The following is a 14178-nucleotide window of genomic DNA, read 5'->3' on the forward strand; positions in this document are numbered from 1 at the left end:
AGCACCGGCCAAGCCAATGAAGGCGCACGTTATATCATAACGTTTTCACGGGAATCCAAAGGCAATCCCTGATGGCAACATCTTGAAACAGCTAGCTAAAATCAAGCGATGGAGATCTGGCTGTCGTCGCCTGATAGCAGCGGACCTGCGCTCTGGTAGCCCTGGACGATTCACTGATGTAGGCCCGTGCAGGAAGAAAGGCCGGTACGTTCATGTGCTGAAGATGGCGTACTACAGCTAGGCGCCGTCCTGACAGGCAACTAGCATGTCACTGGTGAGATAGCCGTCATCGAGGGCGCGGTCGTTGCTGGCATCGGCCTATCCCACGAACCGCCAAGGGGTGTACAGATTTGCAGCGCTAAGCCCACCGCATCCCTTGCTCCGCATGCGTCCCCCTCAAGCCTAAGCAGTCAGGGTCCGCTCGGAGACCGGGAAATCTTGATAGACTGTGGGCCTCTCGCGGCGCCGCCTGATCTGGGCATAGTCATTCACGCCCTTATCTCTTTCTCGCCGTGTCATCCTTTCTTCTGCTGCCGAGTGCTAGACGTTTTTCCCGAGTGCTTAGGTTTAGCACTGAGCCAGGAAGACACTCCCACAGGTGCAGCACATTGCTACAAACGAAGTCTCCCAATGCTTGCCGAAACCGCCCCAAACCCAGCAACCACGCGCCCTGAGCCGTCCCGCCGCTTTTCCGTGGCGCCCATGATGGATCGGGCCGACCGAACCTGAAACGCCCATCTGGAGCGGCCTCCAGAGCCCTCCACTTCGTTTCGTAGCAAATTTGTAGCACTGACCTCTTCCGGCCCCTCCTTTTCGCCCTCCTCTACACGCCATTCCAGCCTGCTTGTCGACGCCTCAGCCAGCGCCTGAGCGTCAGCCTGTGAGCGTCTGTGAACGTGCGAGAGCGTCAGAGTGAGCGACGGACTATTATCGCGCTAATTGGGCGTTAGCCCCATTTTATGTTCAGGGCTGGGGATGGCGTAATCTTCGTTACCGACTTTTTGAGTGGCCTGGGAGCCCTCTCAGTATGCGGCCTCCAGTGATTGGTCTTACTGTTCCGGCTGCGTAATACCACCGTTCTCCAGTAACAAACCCTACTGTTACGATAAAAAAACAATAAACCTATATTTATCAGTCACTTAGGGAACGGTCACAGAGACGGGGACAGCGCTGGAACAGTAGGCTGAAAAGCGGGAAAGCTAGGAGCGACGCGGGTTGTTGCGGGTAGGGCTGAGTCGGTGACAGTAGGAACGGCTCCCCAGCCCTCTCTGGAAAATAGGGGTCGCAGGCTCGACTAGAAAAAGCCTGGTGGTGCAGGGATTCGCAGGGATTTTCAGCGTGCCGTATCTTTACTCCGCCCCAGTAGCGGCGCTGGCCAGAGGCTGCTGCAGGGGTGCAGAAAAAGCGACCCATTTAGCCCGCAGGCGTGGCGGGGGGACGACGGCACGCGCTGGGTGCAGCCCCAGGTCTGATCACTGACCAGGGCACAGCCAGCTCATCCATAGGAAGTGGGCCTGGCAGCCAGCGCCTAATGCCTGGACCACGGCACTTACCGAGGTGACTCCACCCACGAGAACAGCAAAGACCCGCTCTCCTACCGTCAAGCTCAGCCGTTTCTTCACCTCAATCGGCTTGCCATCCCAGTAAAGGCTCCCTTCTCTATCCACTCCGATCATGTCCATCTGACCTATCGTTATCGCCGACACGCCTGCTGGCCAATGTGATTTATCTGCTTCTTCGCCAATCTCGATGTGTTCGTAAGGCACGGCCGCCTCCTCGTATCAATAACTCAATTCAGGTGGCAGCCTAGCTTGGCGTTGACTGGAGCGCATAGTGGACCCTACCATCTAGACGTCGCTGCAAATTCAGCGGCCTGGGATTGGCGTCCCGGAAAGTACAGGCGGACATGAACACCGCCCCGAGCGGTTTTTTTGTGCCCGCAGCATGGCTACACCTGTAATGGGCGGGCCGTGTGTGGGAGCCTTCGGGCTCACCGGATCCTGTACCCGGCACGCCAACCCGCACGGTTCCGCTCTCCCCGATTGGCGTCAGGCGGCGGCTCTAAGTTCAGTACAGGACTCCAGCCATGTCCCTCAATGCACTGTCACGTCTCGACGATCTGCACTCCCGCTTCAATCTGCTCCGCGGCCTCGATGATGCCGTCCTGAAAGCCAACGGCTTCGACGCCAGCCTGGAAGAGCTGGGCAGCGTCATCACCGGCCTCAAGTCCCTCTCCCATACGCAATCTCAACTGAGCAGCCTGCACGGCGCCCTGGAGCTGCTACTGATCCTGCTGGACGTCGCCCACGCGCGAAACCTGAGCGGTGATCACCTGCATTGCCTGCTGGAGCCGCTCCGGGTCAAACTGGACGGGGCGCTGAACGAATTGGACTCGATCATCTAGGCAAGGAGCCGACGCCATGCACACCGCACCTCAGCTATTCCCCGTCCCCTTCCACGGTGACACGGTCGTCCTGGTCGGCCAGGACAATGAGCCCTATGTGGCGATGAAGCCGATCGTTGCCAACATGGGACTCGATTGGGCAAGTCAGTACACCAAGCTCAAGTCCAACTCTGAGCGCTGGGGTATTGTGATCATCACAATACCTTCGCTGGGAGGTATGCAAGACGCCTTGTGCCTTCCGTTGCGGAAGGTGGCGGCCTGGCTAATGGGGATCAATCCCAACAGGGTTGCCCCCGAGCTACGCGAGAAGATTACTCGCTACCAGGAAGAGTGCGACGACGCACTGTGGAATTACTGGACCCAAGGTGTGGCCGAGCGGCCAGGCTCGGCGGCGAGCGCAAACAAGCAGATCGCCCTATCCAGCCACCGGCTGGCGTTGCTGAAGGAGTTGCATCGCACTTGTGACAGGGCGCTACGCGTAGCAATCCACGAACAGCTTGTCCTCATTTCGTATGGACTAGGATTAACCGCGCCTCCGCTAGATGATATTGGTAGTAGCGCGCCTGATTATTCCGAGCAAATTCTAGCGTTCTGGAGAAACATTGAGATGCTTGAGCTCGCCAGCGTCAGAGTAAACCACGCTTCACCTGGAGGAAAAATCCTTGCTCTCAACCTAAGCGAAATCAAGTCTCACTTCGAAAGGACACAGACACCTTTAAAAATTGACCAGTCCCTTAGAGAAGCCCTGAGGCAAAGCAAGAGCCCTGCATACATAAAGGAAGCTACTTTTCACAGCAGAATACACAACAAAAAAAATCAGAGCCGTCATATTCCAGAAATAATGTAGAGCACAGGCCCGTGACCTCGAGAAAAAATCACCACTTCGTACCTCAATTTTACTTTCGCTACTTTTCACAAGATAATTCCAGCATCAACGGAATTATAAAATCAAACGGAAAAATAATAAATGAGGCCCCTATAAAAAACCAAGCCAGTAAAGCTTGGTTCTATGGAGAATCGGCAGAGCCAGAGAAAATTCTTGGCGAGATTGAAAATCGATGCAGTCAACCTTTGAGAAAAATCATCGAAAGCAAAAACTTTGATACTCTCAATGCTGAAGATCAGGAAAGCATTCTCACTTGGGTCTTGCTGCAGCGGTCGAGAACTAATTCCGCACGTCTAATGAATAGAGACTACCTAGACAAACTCGCCCAACTTTGGTTCGAAGCATCCATAAACAAAAATAATGACTTTGATGAAGAGGTCAAACAAACGGCACTGGATTTAAAAGAGCACATCGGAGTAGATCCGGTCCAACTTCAATATATACTAATGCATACTGCCCTCGATAATACACAGAGCATTTCAGACCTAGCGCCGCTGCTTCTTCTAAATAAGACGAATCGCCCGTATATCTTCAGCGATAACCCAGTGGTTTTCTACAATGCAAGATATCACCAGGTAAAACATAGAGGAGTTCTTGGTTATGAGTCTCCTGGCTTAATGATTTTTTACCCAATCAACAGCGAAATCTGCCTCCTACTATTAGACGCAAAGTGCTACACCCCGCGAAAAATCAGAGATGGAAATATCGTCCACCTCAGAGAGCTCTCTCAGATAAGAGAAATAAATCGACTTCAGATCTATGCTGCCTCAAATTGCATATATTTTGGAGATGGCAAATTTGGCGATTACGCACACAGCTTGTGGCAAAACGAACCTGCGCATCTGACTACAGTTACTGGAAAATTTATTGAAGCGCCAAGTTACTCCGCTGAAACAGGCGAGCGTCGAGGTGATGTCTTACATGGCTTCGAACCACAGATCCCCGCAAAGATTAAACTAGATTTCTTGTCTTTTGAAACTGTAGAAGAATATGACTACCAGTTCTCCAGGAGAAGTGAGCGCCGGATGCGCCAGTCATCTATACCTTAGTGTCTAAGGTACGGGGCAGGAAGCGTAGGCGGTGAAGCGAATTACCTCATCTTCGACCCACTCATTGACCTGAGCAAGCCGCGCCTGCAGCGGCTCCAGCTCGTTGGCGGCGTAGACCTCCGCCGCCTCCTTTATCGATCCAAAACCACCAGCGTTCTGCGGCACGATCCCCATAAGCTGCGGCGGGATCCGCAGGCCGGCGAGCATGTCGTCCCGCGTGATGCCCTTGATGGCGTTGAATTCGTCCTTCGCCGCCACCTCGCTCACCGGGATCAGCTGGATGCCGTCTTTCTTGCCGTTGGGCGCGTAGACGAACAAGTTGCGGAAGTTGCCCGGGCCCTTGGCCGAACGGAGCGCGGTGCGCAGGGAGTCGATGTCTTCCTCCTTCTGCGCGGCGTCGGTCATGTAGAAGATGAAGCCGGCGTGGCTGCCGTTGTTGTAGTACTTGCGCCGGAACAGCGTGGCCGACTCGTTCAGCAGCGCCGACTGCATGGCGGCGAGCCACTCGGGCATGCCGTAGATCTCCTGGTTGATGTCAGCCTCGCGCAGGTGGCAGATGGTGCTAGGGGCGAACTCGTGTTCGTCCTGCCAGCCTCGCACCTGGAAGAAGCGGCCCTCCTCCCCTCGCCTCATGTACTTGGCCAGCGGCGGCTGCAAGCTGATCGGCGTGCCCAGGCGCGATTGCCTGCGCTCCAGGTAGGCGTTTCCGCACCAGAGATAGTCCAGGGCCAGTTGCTCGAACGCGGCGCGGCTCAGCAGCGGATGCGGGATGAAGGTGCGGGCCAGGAGGTTGCGCTTGAACTTGAGCCCGGAATCCAAATAGACACTGGCCCGAGTGGCCTTGGCCAGGCCGTCGAGGGACAACGGCGGATCGTAGTAGCGGCCGTTGAACCAGCACTCCAGGTAGTCGAAGACCTCGCGGCCATCGAGCACTGGCGCCGGGTCGCCGAAAGTAAAGGCCTCGACGCCAGGCGCGTGGGCGGCCGGGCTGGCCAGGGCGGTGGAATCGCTCATCAGTAGATCTCCATGACGCCGGTGTTGCGGCCGGTATGGCCCTCCAACGGCTCGTTGTGCAGGGCATGAAAGAGGGCCCACGCGAGATCCGCGTGGCCCGTGGTGTCGTTGCGTCCGGCCGTGTAGGTGAACTGGCGGCCGCTGGCGGTGGTGGTTTTGCGGATGGCCATGAGCGACTGGGCGACGTCGGTCCAGCCGGCGTCGAATTCGAGCCGGCCGTTCTTGATCACGTCGTAGGCCTTGAGCACCAGGCGGGTCTTGACCTCGGGCGAATAGCTGAAGGTGGTCAGCCCCGGGAAGAACTGGCGCACCAGCTGGGCCACGCCGCTGCCCATGCCGGTGACATCGATTCCGATGTAGCTCACCCAGTAGCGCTGGCAGACCTGGCGGATCGCCTCGGCCTGGGCGGCGAAGTCCATCCCGCGGAACTGGTGGCGCTCAAGCACGCGGAATTTGCCGCCCGGCACCGCCGGCGGTGCGACCACCACCAGGCCGGCGGTGTCGCCGGTCTCGGCCGGGTCATAGCCGACCCAGACCGGGCGATCACCCAGCGGCCGGGCGGCGAAGGGCTTGTAGTCCTCGGCCCACTCGACCCAGCTGTCCACCATGCAAGGCTGCAGCATGGCCAGCGGGAAGATGCTCGCGCCGTCGTCGACGAACTGGCACATCAGCAGGTTCTGGAAGGCCTCGGCCGAGTATTCGAGCTTCAGCTCCTCCAAGTCGAACAGGTCGCAGCCGCGCGCCTCGGCATCGAGGATGGTGACGATCTGGCGCCAGATCCGGTCCTCGCAGAGCCGGCCCTGCTGCAGGGCGTCGTGGGAGACGTCCAGCTTGAGGTGCTGGGCGACGGGCTTGCCCTTGTTGAAGCGCTCGCCGGTCCAGAAGGTGTAGGCCTCGTGGGCCATGGAGCTGGGCGTCGAAAAGTAGGTACGGCGGTACTGCTTCTGCATGGCCATGCCGCTGGCTACCTTATTCAGCTCCTCGAAGCGGAAGGTCCAGAAGAATTCGTCGAAGTAGAAGTTGCCGTGGTAGCCCTGGGCGGTTCGGGCATTGGTACCCAGGAAATGCAGCTCGGCACCGTTGGCCAGGATGATCGGATCCCCGGTCACCTCGACACCGCAGACCTCGCGGGCGAAGGCCTGGATATACGCCTTGAAGATATGCGCCTGGTTCTTGCTGGCCGACAGGAAGATCTGATTGCGCCCGGTGATCAGGGCATCCAGGAAGGCCTCGCGGGCGAAGTAGAAGGTGGCGCCGATCTGCCGGCTCTTGAGGATGGCGCGGGTCCGCTGCTGGCCGGCACGGTACCAGTCCAGCTGGTAGCCGAAGCACTGGTCGCGGAAAGCGCTCTCAAGGGCCTCGATCTGCTCCTCGGTGAATTCGTTGCGCGCGGCCTTCTTCTTCGGACCGGCATTGCGGTTGTCCAGCTTGGGATTGAGCTCGGCCTCGGTACCGCCTCCCTGGAAGCGCTGGATCCGCGCCTGGCGCTCCAGCTGGCGGTGCAGCAGGTCGATCTCCTTGAAATCGCCGCCGGTCTTGCTGTCCTTGAGGATCAGCTGCACCAGGCGCGCCTCCAGGGCGCCGCCGATCCGCTCGACGTTGTCCGCCCGATCCCATTCGTCCCGGGCCTTCCAGCTGTGAACGGTCTTTTCCTTCTCGCCGATCGCCTCTGCGATCTCGGTCACCCGCCAGCCCATCCAGTAGAGATGCTTGGCGCGGCGGCGCACGTCCATCAGCAGGTCGGTGGACGGGATAGGCACGGAGTCGGATTCAGGTAGGCTTTTCATGGCCGCCAGACTGCCGCCCCGGCTCCCTCCTCCATAGCGCGCGGATTTGTACAGCGCGCCGTTACAACGGCCCCTCGTTGCTGGGACGCGCGCGCGTCCCGACCATGCCCCTCATCGCCCAAGCACTCCCGCTAAGCCTTTGAGGATCCCCGGCATGGCCGACCCCAAGACCCCGAAACTTCGCTCTCCCTTCTTCCGCGTCGCCGTCGAGGGCGCTACCAGCGATGGCCGCCAGATCGAGCGCGCCTGGATCGAGCAGGCTGCGGCCAGCTACAACCCCAAGACCTACGGCGCCCGCATCTGGATGGAGCACATCCGCAGCAGCGTGGCGGACAGCCCCTTCAAGGCCTACGGCGACGTGGTGGCGGTGAAGGCCGAAGAGGTCGAGATCAACGGCCAGAAGAAGCTGGCCCTCTTCGCCCAGATCGAGCCCACCGCCGACCTGGTGGCCATGAACAAGGCCAAGCAGAAGATCTACACCTCGATCGAGATCTCGCCCAAGTTCGCCGACACCGGCGCCGCCTACCTGGTCGGCCTGGGCATCACCGACAGCCCTGCCAGCCTCGGTACCGACGTGCTGTCCTTCGCCGCGGCCAATCCGGCAGCCAACCCCTATGCCAGCCGCAAGCTGCACGCGGACAACCTGTTCACCGTGGCCGAAGAGACCGCCCTTACCTTCGACGAGGTCGAGGACAAGCCCGGCCTGGGCGCCCTGCTCTTCGCCAAGGTCCAGGAGCTGCTCAAGGGCAAGGAGGCGCAGACCCAGGGTGAGTTCGCCCAGTTTGGCGCCGCGGTCACCGTCGTGGCCGAGCACGTTCGCGAGCAGGACGAGCGCTTCACCCGCGCCGAGGCCACCCTCACCGAATTGGCCGGCAAGCACCAGCAGCTGCAGACCGACTTCGCCGCCCTGCAGGTGCAGCTCAGCCAGACCCAAGACCCCAGCCAACCCAAGCGCCCTCCGGTCACCGGCGGCGATGGACAGAACCTGACCGACTGCTGATCAGCCGTTTACCTTTCCGGAGAGATCCATGCGTAACGATACCCGTGTGCTGTTCAACCAATACCTGGAGCAGGTCGCCAAGCTGTCCGGCGTCTCCTCCTCCGCGGCGACCTTCGCCGTGGCGCCCACCGTCCAGCAAAAGCTGGAGACCCGCATCCAGGAGTCGAGCGAGTTCCTGAGCAAGGTCAACATCATTCCCGTCGACGAGCTGATGGGTGAAAAGGTCGGCCTGGGCGTTTCTGGCACCATCGCTGGCCGCACCGACACCAGCGGCACCGCCACCCGCCAACCCCGCGAGATGCAGGCGCTCGACAATCGCGGGTACGAGTGCAAGAAGACCGATTTCGACACCGCCATCACCTACCAGCTGCTGGATACCTGGGCCAAATTCCCCGACTTCCAGTCTCGCCTGCGTGACGCCATCGTGAAGCGGCAGGCCCTGGACCGCTTGATGATCGGCTTCAACGGCACCAGCGCCGCGGCCACCACCAATCGCGCCACCAACCCGCTGCTGCAGGACGTCAACATCGGCTGGCTGCAGCAGTACCGCAGCAATGCACCGCAGCGCGTGCTGAAGTCGGGCAAGGCCGAAGGGAAGATCGTGATCGGTACCGGCAGCGACGCCGACTACAACAACCTGGACGCTCTGGTCTTCGACGCGGTCAGCAACCTGATCGACCCCTGGTACCGCAAGGATCCGGGCCTGGTGGTGATCCTCGGCCGGGACCTGGTGCACGACAAGTACTTCCCGCTGGTGAACAAGGAGCAGCCCGCCTCCGAGAAGCTGGCCACCGACGTGATCCTGGCCCAGCGCCGCATGGGCGGTCTGCAGCCGGTGGAGGTGCCGTACTGCCCGGACAACGGGATGCTCATCACCTCGCTGCAGAACCTGTCGCTCTACTACCAAACCGGTGGCCGCCGCCGCTTCGTCAAGGAGGCGCCGGAGAAGAACCGCATCGAGAACTACGAGTCGAGCAACGACGCCTATGTGGTCGAGGACTACGGCTTCGGCTGCCTGATCGAAAACATCGTGACGGGCGTGTAAGCCATGGCCTCCTCTCCCGCGAAAAGCCACTTCCAGGCAGCTGCAGCGGCACTCGCCGCCGCGGCCGCCGGGCCAGCCGACAGCATGGCGGGCCGCACCGTGTACGAACAGCAGCTGTCCCAGCTGCTGCAGGACCGGCTGCGACTCAAGCAGGTGCAATCCACTCAGGCCAAGGCCGAGCTCAAGCGTCAGCTGCTCGGTGCCTACGCCGACTACGTCAGCGGCGTGCTCGAGGGCGGCAACGGCGCCCAGGACGAAGTGCTGGTCACCGTGATGATCTGGCGCATCGATGCCGGCGAGTTCACCGGCGCCCTGGACATCGCCGCCTACGTGCTACGCCACGGCCTGCTGATGCCCGATCGCTTCGAGCGCACTCCGGGCTGCCTGATCGCCGAGGAAGTCGCCGAAGGCGCACTGGCGGCGCAGAAGGCCGGCCAGACCTTCGACCTGGACATCCTGGTCCGCACTGCCGTGCTCACGGATGAGCACGACATGCCCGACGAAGCGCGCGCCAAGCTCTACCTGGCGATCGGCCGGGCCGAGTTGGCCGACGTCGACGAGGATCGACCCGGCCGACCGGGCCAACTGGTCTCGGCGATCGAGATGCTGCGCAAGGCGATCGGCCTGCACGACCGCTGCGGCGGCAAGAAAGACCTGGAACGGGCCGAGCGCCTCGCCAAGAAACATGCCGCCCCTGGCGGCTAACCGAGCGGTCCCCCGCAACCCCGCCGGCTCGGGGCGGATCGGCCAGGCCTTGCCCCTGACCGTGAAGCCCCGATCACCGGCGCCCTATTCGAGAGCAGCCCCATGAGCGGATTCGTTGCAGGCGGCACCGTCGCCAGCGGTCAGGTGGTGTCCGACCCCTTCTGGCCGGCGATCGATCTGGACCAGGTCCGCGCGCGGCTGCGGATCGACAGCAGCGTCAGCACGGAGAAGCTGAAAGCGGCGGTGATCGCCGCAGCCATCGCCGTCAATCGCGAGCTCGCTGGCTACCGCTTCGCCCAGACCACCGGCGGCTACGCGAACCTGGCCGCCGTGCCCGGGCTTCAGGTCGACGGCGTCAGCGAGCGTGCCCACCTGTATCTGCGCGCGATCGACGCCGCCACCGCGGCCGAGGTCGCCGAGCGGTACCGCAGCTACGACAGCACCGCCAAGGGCGACAAGGACGCCGAGGCGCAGACACCCACCATTGACGAGTACCGGCGCGATCAGCGCTGGGCTATCCGCGACTTCCTGGGCCTGGCCCGGACCACCGTGGAGCTCATCTGATGGCCACCGTCGTGCGCGCCCAGCAAGGCGACACCCTGGACCGGATCTGCCTGCGGCGTTACGGGCGCACCCAGGGCGTCACCGAGGCCGCGCTCGAAGCCAACCCGGGCCTGGCGGAGTTCGGCCCCATCCTGCCAATCGGTACCCCTATCACCTTGCCAGACGCCCCCGCCCAAACCTCTGCCGGCATCGCCGCGCAGCAGCCGGTGAACCTCTGGGACTAACCCCCATGCACGAGAAACCTCCTATGCCCGACCGTCCCGACACCTGGGCCTGGCTCGCCGCCTGGCTCGAACACAACTGGCCTGCGCTCTATGCCGGGCTGGTGGCTGGCGTCATTGCCGCCCTGCGCATCGCTTACGGCGGCGGCACGCTGCGCCGCGTGCTGCTCGAAGCGCCCCTCTGCGGCGCCCTGGCCCTGGCGGCGAGCCATGGCCTCTCCCTGCTGGGTATCCCGGCCAGCACCGGCCCCTTCTGGGGCGGAATCATCGGCCTGCTGGGCGTCGAGGGCACTCGCGCCGCAGCCAAACGCTTCGTCGAACGCAAGGTGGAAACGCAATGAACCAGCCCAAGATCCTGATCCTCGGCGCCCACGGCCTGGCCGTGCGCGACCTGCAGAAAGCCCTAACCGCGGCCGGCTTCACCGTCGACCTGGATGGCGACTATGACGAAGGCACCGAGCAGGCCGTCGAAGCCTTCCAGCGCTCTGTCGGCCTGGTCGCCGATGGCATCGCTGGCCCGAAGACCTTCGCCGCCCTGCTCGGCAAGCGTGACCTGCTCCACCTGGGCTACGCGGACCTCGAGCTCGCTGCCAAGGCCCTGGGCGTCCCCATCGCGGCCGTCCAGGCGGTCAACGAGGTCGAGTCCAAGGGCGAAGGCTTCCTGGACAACGGCAAGGTGGTGATCCTGTTCGAGCGCCACGTCTTCTACCAGCGCCTGGTCAAGGCCCACGGTCAGGCCGAGGCCGATCGCCTGGCAGCCCTCAACCCGAACCTGATCAACCCGAAGTCCGGCGGCTATGCCGGCGGTGCGGCGGAGTGGCAGCGCCTGACCTCGGCCCGGCAGATCGATGAGGCCTGTGCGCTGGAGTCGTGCAGCTGGGGCCTGTTCCAGGTCATGGGCTACCACTGGAAGGACCTGGGCTATGCCAGCGTCCAGGACTTCGTCACCCGCATGCAGGCCAGCGAGGCCGAGCAGCTCGACGCCTTCGTCCGCTTCGTCAAAGCGGAGCCCGCCCTGCTCAAGGCGCTCAAGGCCGGCAAGTGGGCCGACTTCGCCCGCGGCTACAACGGCCCGGCCTACGCCCGCAACCTCTACGACGTGAAGCTTGAGCGTGCCTTCGCCCGCTACAGCGCCGCCGCCCCGACTAAGGACGCCGCATGACACCCGTCACCGACGTGCAGCGCCTGGAGCCGCAGGATGGGGAGGTCTTCATCCTACCGGCCGGCGCGTCCTTTGAAGAAGCTGAGCGCCTCTGCGAAGCCATCCAGACCGCCAAGCCGGGCGTGCGGGCTGTCGTGGTAATCGGCGAGCTCGAACACCTGGACCAGGCGGCGATGAACCGCGCTGGCTGGTACCGCCAATGATCAGCTGGAAGGAGAAGGCGCTCTTCGCGCTCGCCCTGGCCCTGACAATCGCCGTGCTGTGCCTGACCCTCTATGCGCAGGGCCTGCGTATAGACCAGGCCAACCAGAAGCGCGAGGCCGCTGAGGACCAGGTCACCCAGCTGACCCGCGAGCGCGACCACCTCACCGCCACCCTCACCCAGCAACGGGCCGCCCAGGCCCGGCTGCAGACCACCCAAACAGACCTGCGCCGCGAGATCGATGTCCGCAAGCGCCGGATCCAGGAGCTCGAAGATGAAAACGCCGACCTCAAGGCTTGGGCTGGCCAGCCTCTGCCTGCTGCTGCTCGCCGGCTGCGCCAGCGGCCCGTCCTCACCGGAGCCACGGCTTACCGTGAGTGGCTGTCCAGTGATAACGCGCTGCCAGCTGCCGTCGACCGCCCCGCGCAATAACGGCGAGCTCCTGGACGACAGCGAGGCCCTGGAAGCTGCCTGGGCCGACTGCGCCGCCCAGGTCGACATGATCTACGACGCCCAGCAGGCTCACCCATGAACAAGCCCGAAAGCCTGCGCGCTCATCTACTCGCTGCCGTGCCGGAGCTGCGCTACAGCCCTGACCGGCTGCTGGTCTTCATCGACAAGGGCAAGCTGCGCTGCACCGCGGCGGCCAGCCTGTCCTGGGAGTACGGCTATGAGCTCCAGATTATCCTCACCGACTTCGCCGGCCACCCGGATGCTGTGATGCTGCCGCTACTGGCCTGGGTTCGGACGAACCAATCCGAGCTGCTGGCCAACCTGGACAAGTCCGCCCAGGGCATCGGCTTCGAGGCCGACATCCTGGACAACTCCAAGGTCGACCTGGCGATCACCCTGCCCCTCACCGAGCGCGTGGTCGTCAAGCGCCAGCCGGACGACACCTACCAGCTGAGCCACGTGCCCGAATCCCCTTACACCGAGTACCAGGAACCGGCCACCTGGCAGGTCTTCGCCGGCGACGAGCTGCTCGCCGAATGGCAATCCGGATCCGCTGACGACGCCCTGGCCCTGGAAACACCGCAGCCGGGCCGCAGCCATGGCTGACCTCGAGGCGCTGGAGACCTGGCTCTCGCCGTTGCTGCAGAAGCTGGATGGCCGCGGCCGGGCCCAACTTGCCCGCAAGGCCGCCCAGCAGCTGCGCCGCAGCCAGCAGCAGCGGATCCGAGGCCAGGTGAACCCTGATGGCTCACCGTTCGAGGCGCGCAAGCCGCGGGATCTGCGCGACAAGAAGGGACGGATCAAGCGGCGCATGTTCGAGAAGCTTAAGATGGCCCGCTATCTCAAGGCCAAGGGAACGCCGCAGCAGGCCTTGATTGGGTTCGCTGGCCGAGTGTCTCGTATTGCCCGCGTTCATCAGTACGGTCTGAAAGACCGCGCCGAGCGTGGAGCGCCCGAGGCTCAATACGCTCGAAGAGAGCTACTTGGACTTGACCGAACAGATATTGAATTACTTACTGAATTAATATTTAATCACCTTTCATTTACCAGAACCTCCTGATTGTCTATTTATATCTTCATACCATTTATCCTGAGATATCTGTAGTTCCTCACCCATATACTCTCTCAGAATCTTAGCAAGCCCTGAATTATCAACAGTAGGGTCTGCCTTTTGATTAAGGCCCCCTACCTCTATCTCTATCTCTATCAAAAACTTTATAAGATAAGTAGATATTTCTTTACTAAAATCCTCGGCGCTCTTCCAGTTTGGCGGTACTGTCTCCAACGTTGCCCTCAGATATTCAGATATCTTTAATGCGAGATAACCAGCTTTTCTACCCAAATAAGGCTGTATCTCCAGCGCATAATTCTGGCATTCGATCAAAAGCTCGCGCTGCCGATAGATATCAAACTTCGCTGGATCTTGGATCAGTCGATATGTAAAGGCCTTCGCATATCTATTTAAAAACACAGAAGCCTTTTCAAGAATTATTGAACTCTGTGCTCTCGCGGTCTCTGACGAGAGCTGTTTTATAGCAAGATCAGACTGCATTTGAGACGACTGCAGCGCTATCCACCCAGTTATCGCAGACGCGATCAAGGTAGACGCGACAGTAATAATTAGATTTTTTGTTTCATGACGCATAGCTTGATTTCCTTAAAGTGCGACAGCAATCCATATATTTG

At 61.4% G+C, this 14178-nt stretch carries 18 protein-coding genes and 1 pseudogene; 15 read left to right on the forward strand and 4 right to left on the reverse strand.

What is annotated here, in order from left to right; translation table 11 throughout:
• Positions 1-1472: 1472 nt before the first annotated feature.
• Positions 1473-1766: a hypothetical protein gene (locus PJ259_RS04230; RefSeq protein WP_271654849.1), complete on the reverse strand. Its 294-nt coding sequence runs from the start codon at positions 1764-1766 to the stop codon at positions 1473-1475.
• A gap of 320 nt (positions 1767-2086) precedes the next feature.
• Between PJ259_RS04230 and PJ259_RS04235 the strand changes: the two genes are divergently transcribed.
• The 3 genes from PJ259_RS04235 to PJ259_RS04245 are packed head-to-tail and all read left to right on the forward strand — an operon-like array spanning position 2087 to position 4339.
• The gene (locus tag PJ259_RS04235) at positions 2087-2404 is read left to right on the forward strand and encodes a DUF1484 family protein (RefSeq protein ID WP_271654850.1); all 318 of its coding nucleotides are present in this window, start codon (positions 2087-2089) and stop codon (positions 2402-2404) included.
• Between the two features lie 16 nt (positions 2405-2420).
• The gene (locus tag PJ259_RS04240) at positions 2421-3251 is read left to right on the forward strand and encodes a phage antirepressor N-terminal domain-containing protein (protein WP_271654851.1); all 831 of its coding nucleotides are present in this window, start codon (positions 2421-2423) and stop codon (positions 3249-3251) included.
• Between the two features lie 11 nt (positions 3252-3262).
• Positions 3263-4339: a DUF4238 domain-containing protein gene (locus PJ259_RS04245; protein WP_271654852.1), complete on the forward strand. Its 1077-nt coding sequence runs from the start codon at positions 3263-3265 to the stop codon at positions 4337-4339.
• A gap of 3 nt (positions 4340-4342) precedes the next feature.
• Here the strand turns inward: PJ259_RS04245 and PJ259_RS04250 are convergent, their stop codons facing one another.
• Together PJ259_RS04250 and PJ259_RS04255 are read right to left on the reverse strand one after the other, a co-directional pair.
• Positions 4343-5353, reverse strand: a complete 1011-nt coding sequence (locus PJ259_RS04250) for a phage portal protein (RefSeq protein WP_271654853.1) — start codon at positions 5351-5353, stop codon at positions 4343-4345.
• The gene (locus PJ259_RS04255) at positions 5353-7140 is read right to left on the reverse strand and encodes a terminase ATPase subunit family protein (protein ID WP_442964871.1); all 1788 of its coding nucleotides are present in this window, start codon (positions 7138-7140) and stop codon (positions 5353-5355) included. Before PJ259_RS04255 ends, PJ259_RS04250 begins: the two co-directional genes overlap by 1 nt.
• Positions 7141-7294: 154 nt before the next feature.
• Here PJ259_RS04255 and PJ259_RS04260 point away from each other — a divergent pair, with 154 nt between their 5' ends.
• The 12 genes and pseudogenes from PJ259_RS04260 to PJ259_RS04315 all read left to right on the forward strand — a co-directional run bounded on the left by PJ259_RS04260 (position 7295) and on the right by PJ259_RS04315 (position 13552).
• Positions 7295-8140, forward strand: a complete 846-nt coding sequence (locus PJ259_RS04260; protein WP_271654854.1) for a GPO family capsid scaffolding protein — start codon at positions 7295-7297, stop codon at positions 8138-8140.
• Between the two features lie 28 nt (positions 8141-8168).
• Positions 8169-9185, forward strand: a complete 1017-nt coding sequence (locus PJ259_RS04265; protein WP_271654855.1) for a phage major capsid protein, P2 family — start codon at positions 8169-8171, stop codon at positions 9183-9185.
• A 3-nt stretch (positions 9186-9188) separates the two neighbouring features.
• Entirely contained in the window at positions 9189-9890 is a 702-nt protein-coding gene (gene gpM / locus PJ259_RS04270) for a phage terminase small subunit (RefSeq protein WP_271654856.1), read from the forward strand.
• Between the two features lie 102 nt (positions 9891-9992).
• Complete coding sequence (locus PJ259_RS04275) at positions 9993-10454, forward strand: head completion/stabilization protein (protein ID WP_271654857.1); 462 nt, start codon at positions 9993-9995, stop codon at positions 10452-10454.
• Positions 10454-10678: a tail protein X gene (locus tag PJ259_RS04280; protein ID WP_271654858.1), complete on the forward strand. Its 225-nt coding sequence runs from the start codon at positions 10454-10456 to the stop codon at positions 10676-10678. The genes PJ259_RS04275 and PJ259_RS04280 overlap by 1 nt, the downstream gene beginning before the upstream one ends.
• A 23-nt stretch (positions 10679-10701) precedes the next feature.
• Positions 10702-11016 carry a phage holin, lambda family gene (locus PJ259_RS04285; protein WP_027599397.1) on the forward strand — a complete coding sequence of 105 codons (315 nt, stop codon included), beginning with the start codon at positions 10702-10704 and terminating at the stop codon, positions 11014-11016.
• Positions 11013-11837, forward strand: coding sequence for an N-acetylmuramidase family protein (locus tag PJ259_RS04290; RefSeq protein WP_271654859.1), 825 nt, complete (start codon positions 11013-11015; stop codon positions 11835-11837). Before PJ259_RS04285 ends, PJ259_RS04290 begins: the two co-directional genes overlap by 4 nt.
• A complete protein-coding gene (locus tag PJ259_RS04295; RefSeq protein WP_017641680.1) occupies positions 11834-12040 on the forward strand; it encodes a hypothetical protein in 207 nt (68 codons plus the stop codon). The genes PJ259_RS04290 and PJ259_RS04295 overlap by 4 nt, the downstream gene beginning before the upstream one ends.
• Positions 12037-12390: pseudogene (locus PJ259_RS04300) on the forward strand (Rz-like lysis system protein LysB); the annotation flags it as partial. The gene PJ259_RS04295 and the pseudogene PJ259_RS04300, both read left to right, overlap by 4 nt.
• Complete coding sequence (lysC, locus tag PJ259_RS04305) at positions 12314-12571, forward strand: Rz1-like lysis system protein LysC (RefSeq protein ID WP_271654860.1); 258 nt, start codon at positions 12314-12316, stop codon at positions 12569-12571. The pseudogene PJ259_RS04300 and the gene lysC, both read left to right, overlap by 77 nt.
• The gene (locus tag PJ259_RS04310) at positions 12568-13098 is read left to right on the forward strand and encodes a phage tail protein (RefSeq protein ID WP_271654861.1); all 531 of its coding nucleotides are present in this window, start codon (positions 12568-12570) and stop codon (positions 13096-13098) included. The genes lysC and PJ259_RS04310 overlap by 4 nt, the downstream gene beginning before the upstream one ends.
• Positions 13091-13552: a phage virion morphogenesis protein gene (locus tag PJ259_RS04315; protein ID WP_271654862.1), complete on the forward strand. Its 462-nt coding sequence runs from the start codon at positions 13091-13093 to the stop codon at positions 13550-13552. The genes PJ259_RS04310 and PJ259_RS04315 overlap by 8 nt, the downstream gene beginning before the upstream one ends.
• On the opposite strand, the gene PJ259_RS04320 is transcribed toward PJ259_RS04315, so the two are convergent.
• Entirely contained in the window at positions 13532-14137 is a 606-nt protein-coding gene (locus PJ259_RS04320; RefSeq protein ID WP_271654863.1) for a hypothetical protein, read from the reverse strand. The genes PJ259_RS04315 and PJ259_RS04320 overlap by 21 nt on opposite strands.
• Positions 14138-14178: the final 41 nt, after the last annotated feature.

It is taken from the genome of Pseudomonas sp. JBR1 (assembly GCF_028198185.1).
In the GTDB taxonomy this organism is placed as follows: Bacteria; Pseudomonadota; Gammaproteobacteria; order Pseudomonadales; family Pseudomonadaceae; genus Chryseomonas; species Chryseomonas oryzihabitans_E.

Coding starts and splice junctions, on each gene's coding strand:
- PJ259_RS04235 (WP_271654850.1), top strand. CDS start 2,087: ATGTCCCTCAATGCACTGTCACGTCTCGACGATCTGCACTCCCGCTTC.
- PJ259_RS04240 (WP_271654851.1), top strand. CDS start 2,421: ATGCACACCGCACCTCAGCTATTCCCCGTCCCCTTCCACGGTGACACG.
- PJ259_RS04250 (WP_271654853.1), bottom strand. CDS start 5,353: ATGAGCGATTCCACCGCCCTGGCCAGCCCGGCCGCCCACGCGCCTGGC.
- PJ259_RS04255 (WP_442964871.1), bottom strand. CDS start 7,140: ATGAAAAGCCTACCTGAATCCGACTCCGTGCCTATCCCGTCCACCGAC.
- PJ259_RS04260 (WP_271654854.1), top strand. CDS start 7,295: ATGGCCGACCCCAAGACCCCGAAACTTCGCTCTCCCTTCTTCCGCGTC.
- PJ259_RS04265 (WP_271654855.1), top strand. CDS start 8,169: ATGCGTAACGATACCCGTGTGCTGTTCAACCAATACCTGGAGCAGGTC.
- gpM (WP_271654856.1), top strand. CDS start 9,189: ATGGCCTCCTCTCCCGCGAAAAGCCACTTCCAGGCAGCTGCAGCGGCA.
- PJ259_RS04275 (WP_271654857.1), top strand. CDS start 9,993: ATGAGCGGATTCGTTGCAGGCGGCACCGTCGCCAGCGGTCAGGTGGTG.
- PJ259_RS04280 (WP_271654858.1), top strand. CDS start 10,454: ATGGCCACCGTCGTGCGCGCCCAGCAAGGCGACACCCTGGACCGGATC.
- PJ259_RS04285 (WP_027599397.1), top strand. CDS start 10,702: ATGCCCGACCGTCCCGACACCTGGGCCTGGCTCGCCGCCTGGCTCGAA.
- PJ259_RS04290 (WP_271654859.1), top strand. CDS start 11,013: ATGAACCAGCCCAAGATCCTGATCCTCGGCGCCCACGGCCTGGCCGTG.
- PJ259_RS04295 (WP_017641680.1), top strand. CDS start 11,834: ATGACACCCGTCACCGACGTGCAGCGCCTGGAGCCGCAGGATGGGGAG.
- lysC (WP_271654860.1), top strand. CDS start 12,314: ATGAAAACGCCGACCTCAAGGCTTGGGCTGGCCAGCCTCTGCCTGCTG.
- PJ259_RS04310 (WP_271654861.1), top strand. CDS start 12,568: ATGAACAAGCCCGAAAGCCTGCGCGCTCATCTACTCGCTGCCGTGCCG.
- PJ259_RS04315 (WP_271654862.1), top strand. CDS start 13,091: ATGGCTGACCTCGAGGCGCTGGAGACCTGGCTCTCGCCGTTGCTGCAG.
- PJ259_RS04320 (WP_271654863.1), bottom strand. CDS start 14,137: ATGCGTCATGAAACAAAAAATCTAATTATTACTGTCGCGTCTACCTTG.